The organism is Burkholderia sp. AU18528 (assembly GCF_002223215.2).
Classification (GTDB): Bacteria; Pseudomonadota; Gammaproteobacteria; order Burkholderiales; family Burkholderiaceae; genus Burkholderia; species Burkholderia semiarida.
Genome location: NZ_NKFC02000002.1, coordinates 140,455 through 153,484, shown reverse-complemented (window position 1 = coordinate 153,484; position 13,030 = coordinate 140,455). Strand labels below are relative to the sequence as shown.

Sequence of the window (13,030 nt, the reverse complement as noted above, 5' to 3'; positions counted from 1 at the left end):
CGGGATATTACTGCACACGGGAAAACGACGAGGCGGCGCAACCGCGGAGTACCTGAACAGGCATGTTTTGGCGCGCCCGGCTGGGATCGAACCAGCAACCCCTGCCTTCGGAGCTTTATCGACACCCCACGATCCCTTATAAATCAATTCCTTGCGCGGCTCGCAAACTGCAAAACCAAGGCTAGCCGAGGTCAATCAAGGCTATCCAAGCCGGCCAAAACTGAAATTTCACTGTAGTTGCTGCGCTAGGAAAACGTCTACGCTCCCGTGAAAAATTGCCCGCTACGATCGCTGCTCCACTCATTCAAGGAACACGCATGCCAGCGAAATCCCTCCGCCTCCCCGGCCTCGTGCAGTGCCGCAACCCGCAATGCGCGCGCTGGCTGAACCTCTCCGAATACCGCATCGACTTCGTCCGTGATTGGGATACGCATTACTGGTCCGCGCCCGCGCTCGCCGGAGTTCGTGTCTCATGCACCTGCGGCCACCACACGCAGCACTACGATCCGGCCGACCCGCCGGCCGAGCTGAAAACGTAGAGACTGCTAACCAAGGCGCATAAGCATAAAAGTGCATATAAGAACGCCCGTCGAGCGCCACGCGGCCTGTGCAGGCGTGCTTAAAAACCACTCGTTTTGGCGGGCAGGTGTGGAGCGAGTACAACTGCGCGCCCCCTCTCTGCAATCTTGCTCTCCCGCACTATCAGACTCCATATCCACATGAATTCGCGTTGCGCGATATACGGCATTGCCGTACAATCCGCCCATGTACACGGTCATCGAAACGGAAGTATTCCAGCGGTATGCCACTGACATCTGGCGCGACGGTGAGCGAGAAGCCTTCATCGTCTGGCTGGCCAACAACCCGCTCTCCGGGGACGTCATTCCCGGGAGCGGCGGATTGCGCAAAGTTCGGTGGTCGCGCGCCGGCATGGGTAAACGCGGTGGAGCCCGAGTCATCTATTACAACGTGCTCGACGATGGATGTATCTGGCTGTTGATCGCCTACACGAAGGCGAAATTTGACAATCTGCCGGTGGACTTACTCAACCGGCTACGTGAAGAGGTCGAAAATGGATAAGGAACTCGAACAGTTTCAGGCCGACCTGCTGAAGTCGGTTAGCGATATGAAGGCGGGAAAACGCGCACGCGTCACCAAGGTGGAACCGACCGTAGCATCGTTGGCACGCACGAAAGTAGGCCTGTCGCAGAGCGCTTTCGCTTTACTGCTCGGGGTGTCGGTACGGACGCTGCAGGATTGGGAACAAGGGCGCCGCGAACCAACCGGCGCCGCGCAGACCTTGCTGCGAATCGCGGCGCTTCATCCCGAAGCGCTACGCGATTTGCAAGCAGCCTGACCGCAAGGTACGCAGGCCAATAGCCTGCCACTGGCTAGCTGTATTTTCGCTGTACCGGGGAAAAACGATGAAGTAACGAAACCGCTGGAAGCCTGACTAGGCTTGGCGCGCCCGGCTGGGATCGAACCAGCAACCCCTGCCTTCGGAGGGCAGTACTCTATCCATTGAGCTACGGGCGCGTGAGACAGTGAAACGACCCCATATACAGGCCGTCCACGATTGGCAAGACGGCAAGGATACCCGGTTTCCCATGACGCGTCCACCTTGCCCAACGAATCGGCGTCAGAGCGCGATCCGTGCGGGTAAACACGCGCCATCGCGCCGCTCGCCGTGATGTAAACGTTCCGTCTATAATCGTCCGTGCTTCATTGGACTGCCATTTTGCCGTTGCACCGCGCTCACAATTCCTATTCACGGAGACGAGGCAAGCATGAGCGAAGCACCCCACGAATCTCCCGTCAAAACCCCCGGGCAGCTGATTGCCGTCATCATCGCGTCGTTCGCGATTCCGATCGTCCTGATCGTCCTGTTCGCCAATTACGCGAACCATGCATTCCGTTCCGGCGCCGGCACGGACGCGCTGTCCGACGAGCAGGTCGCCGCCCGTATCGCGCCGATCGCGAAGGTCGACGTGAAGGACGCCAACGCACCCCGCACGTACAAGACCGGCGAGGAAGTCTACAAGGCCGTCTGCGTGACCTGTCACGGCACCGGCGCCGCCGGCGCGCCGAAATTCGGCAACAAGGACGACTGGGCGCCGCGCATCTCGCAAGGCTTCGACACGCTGCTGAAGACGGCCCTCGCGGGCAAGGGCGCGATGCCGCCGCGCGGCGGCACGAGCCCCGACGACGTCAGCGACTATGAAATCGCCCGCGCGATCGTCTACATGGCGAACAACGACGGCGCGAACTTCCCCGAACCGGCCGCGCCGGCCGCCAACGCGGCGCAACCCGCCAGCGGCGCACCCGCGTCGGGCGCCGACGCATCGAACGCGCAGGCCGCCGCGGCCATGGCCGCGATCGCCGCGATCCCGAAGGCCGGCGAAAAGCCCGCGGCCGCGCCGACCAGCGCCGACGCCGCATCGGCCGGCAAGGCACTGTATACGCAGGTGTGCCAGGCTTGCCACGCGGCCGGCGTGCTCGGCGCGCCGAAGTTCGGCAGCAAGGAAGACTGGGCGCCGCGCCTGAAGGAATCGATGGATACGGTCTACAACTACGCGCTCCACGGCAAGGGCGCGATGCCGCCGAAGGGCGGGTCGAACGCGTCGGATGCCGACGTGAAGGCGGCCGTCGACTACATGGTCAACGCGTCGAAGTAACGCCTCACCCGGCCATCCGTAAAAAACCCCCGCGGCGCCTGCGCGTCGCGGGGGTTTCGTTTTCGGGTTGCCGGTTCGCCGCGCCCTCGTGCGCGCGGCAGCGCCGCCGCGTCACTTCTGCAGCAACGCCTTCAGGCTGGCGAGCCGATCCTTCGGCGACATCGGCGCCTCTTCCGGCGTCGGCGGCGGCGCCTCGTCGAGCCCCATCTCGGGAATGAAGCGCGACGGTTCGCACACGACCGTCTCGCGCGCCCGCTTGCGCTTCTTGCACCAGTTCAGGTGCAGGCTGCGCTGCGCGCGCGTGATCGCGACATACATCAGCCGGCGCTCCTCCTCGATCCGCTCGTTGTCGATCGGGCCATCGTCCTCGCTGCCGCCGCGGTGCGGCATGATGCCTTCCTCGACGCCGACCAGGAACACGTGCGGATACTCGAGCCCCTTCGACGCATGGACGGTCGACAGCCGCACGGCGTCCGGGTCCTCGTCCTTGCCCTCGAGCATCGACATCAGCGCGACGGTCTGGATCAGGCCGAGCAGGTTCTTGCCCGTATCGGCGAGCCCGTCCGCGTTGTGGAAGCCGTCGGCCTCGCCGTCGACGGCCTCCGTCTCCGGCTTGGTGCCCTTGCGCTTCAGCCATTCGAGGAATTCGAGCACGTTCTGCCACTTCGATTGCGCCTGCCGCTCGTCGAACGCGTCGTACAGGTACGCCTCGTAGTGGATCGCCTCCATCATGTCGTCGAGCACGACGGTCGCGGGCTCCTTGTCCGCGCGTTCGGTCAGGCGCTGGATGAAGTCGCAGAACATCCGCAGCGGCTCGATCTGGCGCGCCGACAGCCGCGCCTCGATCCCGCCCATGTACACGGCCTCGAACAGCGACACCTTCGCCTGCCCCGCGAACGAGCCGAGCGCCTCGAGCGTCGTGTTGCCGATGCCGCGGCGCGGCGTCGTGACGGCACGGATGAACGCGGGATCGTCGTCGGCGTTCGCGATCAGGCGCAGGTACGCGCACAGATCCTTGATCTCGGCCTTGTCGAAGAACGACTGCCCGCCCGACAGCACGTACGGGATGCGCTCGCGCCGCAGCACCTGTTCGAAGATGCGCGCCTGGAAGTTGCCGCGGTACAGGATCGCGTAGTCGCGGAACTGCGCGCGCCGCTCGAACTTGTGCGCGGACAGCCGGAACACGACCGATTCGGCCTCGTGTTCCTCGTCGTTGCACGCCGTGACGGTGATCGAATCGCCCATTCCGTGCTCGGACCACAGCTTCTTCTCGAACAGCTTCGGGTTGTTCGCGATCACGTTGTTCGCGGCGGTCAGGATCCGCACCGTCGACCGGTAGTTCTGCTCGAGCTTGATCACGTGCAGCTTCGGGAAATCCTTGCCGAGCTGCGCGAGGTTCTCCAGCGTCGCGCCGCGCCAGCCGTAGATCGCCTGATCGTCGTCGCCGACCGCCGTGAACGCGGCGCGCGGGCCCGCGAGCAGCTTCAGCAGCTCGTACTGGCACGCGTTGGTGTCCTGGTATTCGTCGATCAGCAGGTAGCGCAGCTTGTTCTGCCAGCGGTCGCGCACCTGCTCGTTCTTCGCGAACAATTCGGCCGGCAGGCGGATCAGGTCGTCGAAGTCGACCGCCTGGTACGCGTGCAGCGTCGCCACGTAGTTGCGGTAGACCAGCGCGGCCTGATGCTCGTCCTCGTTGGCCGCGATCGCCATCGCCTCGTCGGGCATGATCAGGCCGTTCTTCCACAGCGAGATGATGCTCTGGATCTTGCGGATCAGCCCCTTGTCGGTCGTGCCCAGTTGCTCCTGGATCATCCCGAAGCAGTCGTCCGAATCCATGATCGAGAACTGCGGCTTCAGGCCGACGTGCTCGGCCTCCTGGCGCAGGATCTGCACGCCGAGCGAGTGGAACGTGCAGACGGTGAGCTGGTTGACGGGCACCTTGCGGCCTTCCTTGCCCGGCGTGGTGAGCGTCTTGCCTTCCAGCAGCTTCGACACGCGCTCGCGCATTTCGGCGGCCGCCTTGTTCGTGAACGTGACGGCGGCGATGTGGCGCGGCTCGAAGCCTTTCGCCTCGATCAGGTGCGCGATCTTCTGCGTGATCACGCGGGTCTTGCCGCTGCCCGCGCCGGCGAGCACGAGACAGGGACCGTCGAGATAGCGCACCGCTTCGTTCTGAGCGGGATTGAGGCCTGCTGACATGATGGCGGATGGTGTTGCGGGTTGACGGCGGAACGCCGGGAGGATGCCGTGCGCGGCAGGCTGGCGAAGCAGGCGGACACGCAGGCAGGACGCGCATGTTAACACGTCGGCGGCGTGTATTTCGGGCGCGCCGCCGGACGGGGCGCGCGCGGGCTTGCCGGGCGGGCGCCCCCTGTCCGTTCGGCGTGGTCGTGGCTGGCCGCTCGGCCAATCGGGCCCTGTCGGCGCCGTGATCGGACACAATAGGCCCTCCTCCGGCGCCACCTCGCGCCGCGCCGCTTCGACGCACTTGAACCCTCACCGGATCGACCTCATGGGATACCCGTTCGCCACCGCCGCCCTCGGCCCGCTACTGTTCGCGCAGGGGCGCTATGTGCGCCGCGTCACGCCGCGGCTGCCCGAGGCGGCCGGCCCGCGCAGCGGCGTGGCGGGCGACGGCCCGCCGCTGCGCGTGCTGGTGGTCGGCGATTCGGCCGCCGCGGGCGTCGGCGTCGCGACGCAGCACGATGCGCTCGCCGGGCAACTGGCGAACGCGCTGGCGGCCACGCACCGCGTGAGCTGGAAACTGCTCGCGCGCACCGGCCTGACCACGCGGGAGCTGGTCGACTGGCTCGCCATCGAGCCGGCCGAGCCGTTCCACGTGGCGGTCACGTCGCTCGGCGTCAACGACGTGACGGGCGGCGTGCCGCCCGCACGCTGGATCGCGCAGCAGACCGAGCTGGTCCGGCTGCTCGGCACGCGCTTCCAGGTGAAGCACGCGATCCTGTCGGCGGTGCCGCCGATGGAGCGCTTCCCGGCGCTGCCGCAGCCGCTCGCGTGGTATCTCGGGCGGCGCGCGCGGCGGCTCAACGCGGCGCTCGCGGCTTGGGCCGGCGGGCAGCCGCACTGCACGTTCCTGCGGGTCGACCTGCCGCTCGAACGCCATCTGATGGCCGCCGACGGCTTCCATCCCGGCGCATCCGCGTGCGCTGTGTGGGCCGCCCAGGTCGCGGCCGCCGTGCGCCAACGGGTGGGCGGATGATGTGGCACGCGCTGGGGCCGCTGGCGGCTCGGAGCGCCGAGCCGCGCCGCGCCGAGCCCGGAGCCCGGAGCCCGGAGCCCGGAGCTGGAGCTGGAGCTGGAGCTGGGAGCTGGGAGCTGGGAGCTGGGAGCGGAAGCGGGCAGCCACGACCCGGTCAGCCGTACCGCACTGCGCCCCGTCCCGCGCAAAATGCCGGCATTCCTTGCGCAAGCGTCGCTCTGCCTCGCGCGTTTCGCCCGACACGTCTGTGCAAGCGGCGCCGCCATGCCAAAATAGCCGGTCGTCTTCGCGCCGCTCCGGCGCGCCATCCTTTAGTTTCCTTCGCAGCCAGGAATTGCCATGTCGTCATTGCTCAGGATTGGTTTGATGGGTTTCGGTTTCGCCGGCGCGACGTTTCACGCGCCCGTGATCGCCACGAGCGGCCGCACTGAAGTCGCGGCGATCGCGACGGGTCAGCCCGATCGCGCGCACGCCGCGTATCCGGGCGCGCGCATCGTCCCCGACCTCGACGCGCTGCTCGGCCTCGACGACATCGAATGCGTGGTGATCGCCACGCCGAACGACACCCACTTCACGCTCGCGCGCCAGGTGCTCGAAGCCGGCCGCCACGTGGTCGTCGACAAGCCCGTGACGCTCACCGCCGACGAGGCGCTCGCGCTCGCGCGGCTCGCGAACGCGCGCAGCCGGCTGTTCGCGCCGTTCCACAACCGCCGCTGGGACGGCGATTTCCTCACCGTGCGCCGCATCGTCGAATCGGGCGAGCTCGGCCGCCTCACCTACTTCGCATCGCACTTCGACCGCTTCCGGCCGACGCCGCGCACGCGCTGGCGCGAGGAGCCGGCCCGCGGCGGCGGCCTGCTGCTCGATCTCGGCCCGCACCTGATCGATCAGGCGCTCGCGCTGTTCGGCACGCCGGAAACGGTGAGCGCCACCGTCAAGACGCGCCGCGACAACGGCACGGCGCCCGATTTCGTGCACCTGCTGCTCGGCTATCCGGACAAGGACGTCGCGCTCCATGCGAGCGCGCTGTCGGCGATCGAGCCCGCGCGCTTCACGCTGCACGGCACGCGCGGCAGCTATCAGAAATTCGGGCTCGACACGCAGGAAGACCAGCTCAAGGCCGGCCTCACCGCGGACGACGTCGAATTCGGCGGCGGCAATCCGCCCGGCCTGCTGCGCGTGCTCGACGGCGAGGTCGAGGTCGAGCGTCCGGTGCCGACGCTCGACGGCCAGTACGCAGAGTTCTACCGCGCGCTCGCCGCGTCGATCCGCGACGGCGCACCCTTCCCCGTCACCGCGCAGGACGCGGTCGACGTGATGACGATCATCGAGCTCGCCGCGCAGAGCGAACACGACGGCCGCCGGCTGCCGTTCGTGCGCCGCATCGTCTGACGGGCGCCGGCCGGGGCGGCACCGGCCCGGCCGCCCATCGCGCCACGCCGCCACGCGCCGGCGGCGGCGCTGCCGTCTGCCGCCGCCCGCCCCACCGGCACGGCCGGAACATTCCGTTACAAATGGTGCGGGAACGAAAGTCAGCGGTCGTCCGGTCTGACGCGTTTCTCAAAAAGTCGATTCGACACCTATCCGTCAGGAGAATGTGATGCAACGGTTGATTCGCGCAGCGGCATGCTGCGTCCTGGTTTCCTCGCTCGCGGCGTGTATCGTGCAGCCGCAGCGGCCGGCCCGGCAGGCGCCGCCGCCGCCGCGACCGAATCCGCAGGTCGTCGCGAACGACCGCATGCAGGAGGTCCAGGGCCGGATCGATAACCTGCATCGCCGCATCGACGCGCGCGTGAACGGCGGCTACTACCCGCCGCCTTACGGCGCGCAGCTTCACCACCGCCTCGACGTGATCCGCCAGGAAGCGAACGACATGTCGGCCCAGCACAACGGCGGCCTGTCCGGCGACGAGCAGCGCGTGCTGAACCAGGAACTCGACACGGCCGCGCGCGCGATCGGCGAATAACGCGCCGGCGCCTGCCGGAGCGAAGAAAAGCGGCGGCGCCCGTTGCCGCCGCTTGTCGCGAAGCGACATTCTTTTGCTCAAATTGACAACGCCCACCCGCTCGCGTACAGTCGCCCGCACGCGTCGGGAGAGCGTGTGACCGGGTGTTCCGACACCGGTTGCGCCGCCGAAGGGGCACACCCGCAAACTCTCAGGCAAAAGGACCGACCGCGTCGGGGAATCGCGTCCGCGCACTGCGCGGGCCATACGCTCCCCGCACTCTGGAGAGCGGCAGTAGCCCGCAGCGCATCGGCTGCGCGGGCAAGCTGCCCACCGAAGGGGCGCGCGTTCGCCGGGCTTGGCCCGCAGCGCAATCTCTCAGGTATCGAGGACAGAGGGGCATGTACCGGATCGCTCGAGGCCATCGGCCGCGGCGGTCGGCACATGGCCGTTCTGATCCGCGCGCAAGCGCCTTGCCTGAGGCCTCGATGACTGCACTGAATCACACCCCGCTCAACGCCGCGCACCGCGCGCTCAACGCCCGCATGGTCGACTTCGGCGGCTGGGACATGCCCGTCAACTACGGCTCGCAGATCGAAGAACACGCGGCCGTGCGCACCGACGCCGGCATGTTCGACGTGTCGCACATGTGCGTCGTCGATTTCACCGGCAGCCGCGTGCGCGCGTTCTTCGAGCATGCGATCGCGAACAACGTCGGCAAGCTCAAGACGCCCGGCAAGGCGCTCTACTCCTGCCTGCTCAACCCGCAGGGCGGCGTCATCGACGATCTGATCGTCTATTACTTCACCGAAGAATTCTTCCGCGTGGTCGTCAACGCCGGCACCGCCGAGAAGGACATCGCGTGGTTCAACCAGCTGAACGAGCAAGGCGGCTACGGCCTGACGATCGCGCCGCGCCGCGATTTCGCGATCATCGCCGTCCAGGGTCCGAACGCCCGTGAAAAGGTCTGGGCGACGGTGCCCGCCGCCCGCGCCGCCACCAGCGAGCTCAAGCCGTTCAACGCCGCGCAGGTCGCCGGCACGCCGTTCGGCGATCTCACCGTCGCCCGCACCGGCTACACCGGCGAAGACGGCTTCGAAGTGATCGTCCCGGCCGTGCACGTCGAAGCGCTGTGGCATGCGCTGCAGCAAAACGGCGTGCGCCCGTGCGGGCTCGGCGCGCGCGACACGCTGCGCCTCGAGGCCGGCATGAACCTGTACGGCCAGGACATGGACGACACCGTGTCCCCGCTCGACGCGGGCCTCGCGTGGACGGTCGACCTCACCGCGCCGCGCGACTTCGTCGGCCGCGCCGCCCTGGAAGCCAACGGCACGCGCGCCGCGTTCGTCGGCCTGATCCTGCAGAAGGAAAACGGCAAGGCGGGCGGCGTGCTGCGCGCGCATCAGAAGGTCGTCACGCCGCATGGCGACGGCGAGATCACGAGCGGCACGTTCTCGCCGTCGATGCAGGAATCGATCGCGTTCGCGCGCGTGCCGGCAGCCGTCCAGATCGGCGACACCGTCCAGGTGCAAATTCGAGACAAGCATCTTCCCGCACGCGTGGTAAAACTGCCGTTCGTGCGCAACGGCAAGGTCCTCGCTGCGTAACGACCGAGAAGCGGCCCGGCAGGCCGCCTCCCGGCAAGCCGGGAGATGGCGCCCGGCGCAACCCCATCCGGCGCACCATGGCGGCGCGCCAGCAGAACGAACAAACCCTTTTATCCAGGAGCATCCGATGAGCAACGTCCCGGCCGATCTGAAGTACACCGACGAACACGAGTGGATCCGCACCGAGGCGGACGGCACGCTGACGGTCGGCATCACCGATCACGCGCAGAGCACGCTCGGCGACATCGTCTTCCTCGAGCTGCCCGAAGTCGGCAAGTCGGTGAGCGCGGGCGACGCCGTCGGCGTCGTCGAATCGGTGAAGGCGGCATCCGACATCTACTCGCCGGTGTCCGGCGAGATCGTCGCCATCAACGAAGCCGCCACCGATGCGCCCGAAGAAGTGAACGGCGACGCGTACGGCATGTGGCTCTTCAAGATCAAGCTCGCGGCCGGCGCATCGACCGACAAGCTGATCGACGCCGACGCCTACAGCAAGCTGATCGACTAATTTCCCTACCCGAACCGCGCGGCGCCGGCCTCGGCGCGCGCGGGACCAGAGTCACGCCATGAAGCTCGAACACCCGGACCGTCTGATGAACCGCACGCCCCTCTCGCTCGCCGCGCTCGAAACGCACGACGCGTTCGCCGAACGCCACATCGGCCCCGACGCCGCCAGCCAGCAGGCCATGCTCGACACGCTCGGCTTCGCGTCGCGCGCCGCGCTGATCGACGCCGTGATCCCGGCGTCGATCCGCCGCGCCGACACGCTGCCGCTCGGCCCGTTCGCGCAGCCGAAGAGCGAGGCCGAAGCCCTCGCCGCGCTGCGTGCGCTCGCGGACAAGAACCAGGTGTTCCGCTCGTATATCGGCCAAGGTTATCACGACACGCACACGCCGGCCGTGATCCTGCGCAACGTGCTCGAAAACCCGGCGTGGTACACGGCCTACACGCCGTACCAGCCCGAAATTTCCCAGGGCCGCCTCGAGGCGCTCCTGAACTTCCAGCAGATGGTGGCCGATCTCACGGGCCTCGCGATCTCGAACGCATCGCTGCTCGACGAAGCCACCGCCGCGGCCGAAGCGATGACGCTGCTGCAGCGCACCGGCAAGCCGAAGTCGAACGTGTTCTACGTCGCCGACGACGTGCTGCCGCAAACGCTCGAAGTGATCCGCACGCGCGCGCTGCCGATCGGCATCGAGGTCAAGACGGGCCCGGCCGCCGACGCCGCGCAGGCGAACGCGTTCGGCGTGCTGCTGCAGTACCCGGGCGTGAACGGCGACGTGCGCGACTACCGCGCGCTCACCGAAGCGATCCACGCGGCCGGCGGCCACGTGGTCGTCGCGGCCGACCTGCTCGCGCTGACCGTGCTGACGCCGCCCGGCGAATGGGGCGCGGACGTCGCGATCGGCAACACGCAGCGCTTCGGCGTGCCGATGGGCTTCGGCGGCCCGCACGCCGCTTACATGGCCGTACGCGACGAATTCAAGCGGCAGATGCCGGGCCGCCTCGTCGGCGTGACGGTCGACGCGCAGGGCAAGCCCGCGCTGCGTCTCGCGCTGCAGACGCGCGAACAGCACATCCGCCGCGAGAAGGCGACGTCGAACGTGTGTACCGCGCAGGCGCTGCTCGCGATCATGGCGAGCATGTACGCGGTCTACCACGGCCCGCACGGCCTGAAGACGATCGCGCTGCGCGTGAACCGCATCGCGGCGCTGCTCGCCGCCGGCGTGAAGCAGCTCGGCTTCGCGACCGTCAACGACACGTTCTTCGACACGCTGACGATCGACACCGGCGCGCGCACCGCGCAGATCCACGAATTCGCGAAAGCCAGGCGCATCAACCTGCGCCGCGTGAGCGACACGCAAGTCGGCGTGTCGGTCGACGAAACGACGACGCGCGACGACCTCGCCGATCTTCTCGACGTGTTCGCGCAGGCCGCGGGCGGCACCGCGCCGGCCGTCGACGCGCTGGACGCGGGTCTCGCCGGCATCGCCGCGCTGCCGGCCGGCCTCGAGCGCACGAGCGCGTACCTGACGCACCCGGTGTTCAACCGCCACCATTCCGAAACCGAAATGCTGCGCTACCTGCGCAGCCTGTCGGACAAGGATCTCGCGCTCGACCGCTCGATGATCCCGCTCGGCTCGTGCACGATGAAGCTGAACGCGACGTCGGAAATGCTGCCCGTCACGTGGCCCGAGTTCGGCGGCATCCATCCGTTCGCGCCGGCCGAGCAGACCGTCGGCTACCGCGAGATGATCGACCAGCTCGAACAGATGCTCGTCGCGGCCACCGGCTACGCGGCCGTGTCGCTGCAACCGAACGCGGGCTCGCAGGGCGAGTACGCGGGCCTGCTGATCATCCACGCGTACCACGCGTCGCGCGGCGAAGGCCATCGCGACGTGTGCCTGATCCCGGCGTCCGCGCACGGCACGAACCCGGCGTCCGCGCACATGGCCGGCATGAAGGTCGTGGTCGTCGCGTGCGACGCGCAGGGCAACGTCGACATCGACGACCTGAAGGCGAAGGCCGAGCAGCATTCGGCGAACCTCGCGGCGATCATGATCACGTATCCGTCGACGCACGGCGTGTTCGAGCAGAACGTGCGCGAGATCTGCGAGATCGTCCACGCGCACGGCGGCCAGGTGTACGTCGACGGCGCGAACATGAACGCGATGGTCGGCCTGACCGCGCCCGGCCAGTTCGGCGGCGACGTGTCGCACCTGAACCTGCACAAGACCTTCTGCATCCCGCACGGCGGCGGCGGCCCGGGCGTCGGCCCGGTGGCGGTCGGCGCGCACCTCGCGAAGTTCCTGCCGAACCAGCGCTCGACCGGCTACGCCCGCGCGGAAGACGGCATCGGCGCGGTGTCGGCCGCGCCGTACGGCTCGGCGTCGATCCTGCCGATCTCGTGGATGTACATCGCGATGATGGGCGCGAAGAACCTGACCGCCGCGACCGAAACCGCGATCCTCAACGCGAACTACATCGCGAAGCGCCTCGCGCCGCATTACCCGGTGCTGTATTCGGGCCCGGGCGGGCTGGTCGCGCACGAGTGCATTCTCGACCTGCGTCCGATCAAGGAAACGAGCGGCATCACCGTCGACGACGTCGCGAAGCGCCTGATGGACTACGGCTTCCACGCGCCGACGATGAGCTTCCCGGTGCCGGGCACGCTGATGGTCGAGCCGACCGAATCGGAATCGCAGGAAGAACTCGACCGCTTCATCGCCGCGATGATCGCGATCCGCGAGGAAATCCGCGCGGTCGAGGAAGGCCGCGCCGATCGCGAGGACAACCCGCTGCGTCACGCGCCGCACACGGCGGCCGTCGTCACCGCGAACGAATGGCCGCACGCGTACTCGCGCGAGCAGGCCGCGTACCCGGTCGCGTCGCTCGGCACGAACAAGTACTGGCCGCCGGTCGGCCGCGCGGACAACGCCTATGGCGACCGCAACCTGTTCTGCTCGTGCGTGCCGATGTCGGACTACGCATAACGCACGTCTCGCACCGGAGCGTCCGACCGTGACCACCCCGCACGCAGCCACCGGTTGCGTGCGGTTTTTACGTTCGCCGCCCGGCCAAC

Annotated in this window: 11 protein-coding genes, 1 tRNA gene and 2 riboswitches; of the genes, 10 read left to right on the top strand and 2 right to left on the bottom strand. The window is 67.9% G+C overall.

The features are described from left to right. The first annotated feature begins 317 nt into the window (after positions 1 to 317). From CFB52_RS00835 to CFB52_RS00825, 3 genes are all read left to right on the top strand, one after another. Positions 318 to 539: a hypothetical protein gene (locus CFB52_RS00835; protein ID WP_099315936.1), complete on the top strand. Its 222-nt coding sequence runs from the start codon at positions 318 to 320 to the stop codon at positions 537 to 539. A gap of 226 nt (positions 540 to 765) precedes the next feature. After that, positions 766 to 1,080: a hypothetical protein gene (locus CFB52_RS00830; RefSeq protein WP_060008842.1), complete on the top strand. Its 315-nt coding sequence runs from the start codon at positions 766 to 768 to the stop codon at positions 1,078 to 1,080. Next, entirely contained in the window at positions 1,073 to 1,357 is a 285-nt protein-coding gene (locus CFB52_RS00825) for a DNA-binding transcriptional regulator (RefSeq protein ID WP_039351314.1), read from the top strand. Before CFB52_RS00830 ends, CFB52_RS00825 begins: the two co-directional genes overlap by 8 nt. A 103-nt stretch (positions 1,358 to 1,460) precedes the next feature. On the opposite strand, the gene CFB52_RS00820 is transcribed toward CFB52_RS00825, so the two are convergent. Continuing rightward, positions 1,461 to 1,536: transfer RNA gene (locus CFB52_RS00820), tRNA-Arg, on the bottom strand. Positions 1,537 to 1,787: 251 nt separating this feature from the next. On the opposite strand from CFB52_RS00820, the gene CFB52_RS00815 reads away from it, so the two are divergent. Then, positions 1,788 to 2,675 carry a cytochrome c5 family protein gene (locus CFB52_RS00815; RefSeq protein ID WP_059580617.1) on the top strand — a complete coding sequence of 296 codons (888 nt, stop codon included), beginning with the start codon at positions 1,788 to 1,790 and terminating at the stop codon, positions 2,673 to 2,675. 111 nt (positions 2,676 to 2,786) lie between these two features. On the opposite strand, the gene CFB52_RS00810 is transcribed toward CFB52_RS00815, so the two are convergent. Next, positions 2,787 to 4,874: a UvrD-helicase domain-containing protein gene (locus tag CFB52_RS00810; RefSeq protein WP_060008845.1), complete on the bottom strand. Its 2,088-nt coding sequence runs from the start codon at positions 4,872 to 4,874 to the stop codon at positions 2,787 to 2,789. Positions 4,875 to 5,187: 313 nt separating this feature from the next. Here CFB52_RS00810 and CFB52_RS00805 point away from each other — a divergent pair, with 313 nt between their 5' ends. The 6 genes from CFB52_RS00805 to gcvP all read left to right on the top strand — a co-directional run bounded on the left by CFB52_RS00805 (position 5,188) and on the right by gcvP (position 12,941). Then, entirely contained in the window at positions 5,188 to 5,895 is a 708-nt protein-coding gene (locus tag CFB52_RS00805; protein ID WP_060008848.1) for an SGNH/GDSL hydrolase family protein, read from the top strand. A 339-nt stretch (positions 5,896 to 6,234) separates the two neighbouring features. After that, a complete protein-coding gene (locus CFB52_RS00800) occupies positions 6,235 to 7,287 on the top strand; it encodes an oxidoreductase (RefSeq protein WP_059580610.1) in 1,053 nt (350 codons plus the stop codon). A gap of 208 nt (positions 7,288 to 7,495) precedes the next feature. Continuing rightward, the gene (locus CFB52_RS00795; protein ID WP_027811833.1) at positions 7,496 to 7,861 is read left to right on the top strand and encodes a hypothetical protein; all 366 of its coding nucleotides are present in this window, start codon (positions 7,496 to 7,498) and stop codon (positions 7,859 to 7,861) included. Between the two features lie 114 nt (positions 7,862 to 7,975). Then, positions 7,976 to 8,078, top strand: a riboswitch (glycine riboswitch). Positions 8,079 to 8,111: 33 nt separating this feature from the next. After that, a riboswitch (glycine riboswitch) is annotated at positions 8,112 to 8,245 on the top strand. A gap of 83 nt (positions 8,246 to 8,328) precedes the next feature. Then, entirely contained in the window at positions 8,329 to 9,447 is a 1,119-nt protein-coding gene (gcvT, locus tag CFB52_RS00790) for a glycine cleavage system aminomethyltransferase GcvT (protein ID WP_059638437.1), read from the top strand. A gap of 127 nt (positions 9,448 to 9,574) precedes the next feature. Beyond that, on the top strand, positions 9,575 to 9,955 hold the full coding sequence (gcvH, locus tag CFB52_RS00785; RefSeq protein ID WP_099315935.1) for a glycine cleavage system protein GcvH: 381 nt from the start codon (positions 9,575 to 9,577) through the stop codon (positions 9,953 to 9,955). 58 nt (positions 9,956 to 10,013) lie between these two features. Continuing rightward, a complete protein-coding gene (gene gcvP, locus CFB52_RS00780) occupies positions 10,014 to 12,941 on the top strand; it encodes an aminomethyl-transferring glycine dehydrogenase (protein ID WP_099315934.1) in 2,928 nt (975 codons plus the stop codon). The last annotated feature ends 89 nt before the right edge of the window (positions 12,942 to 13,030 follow it).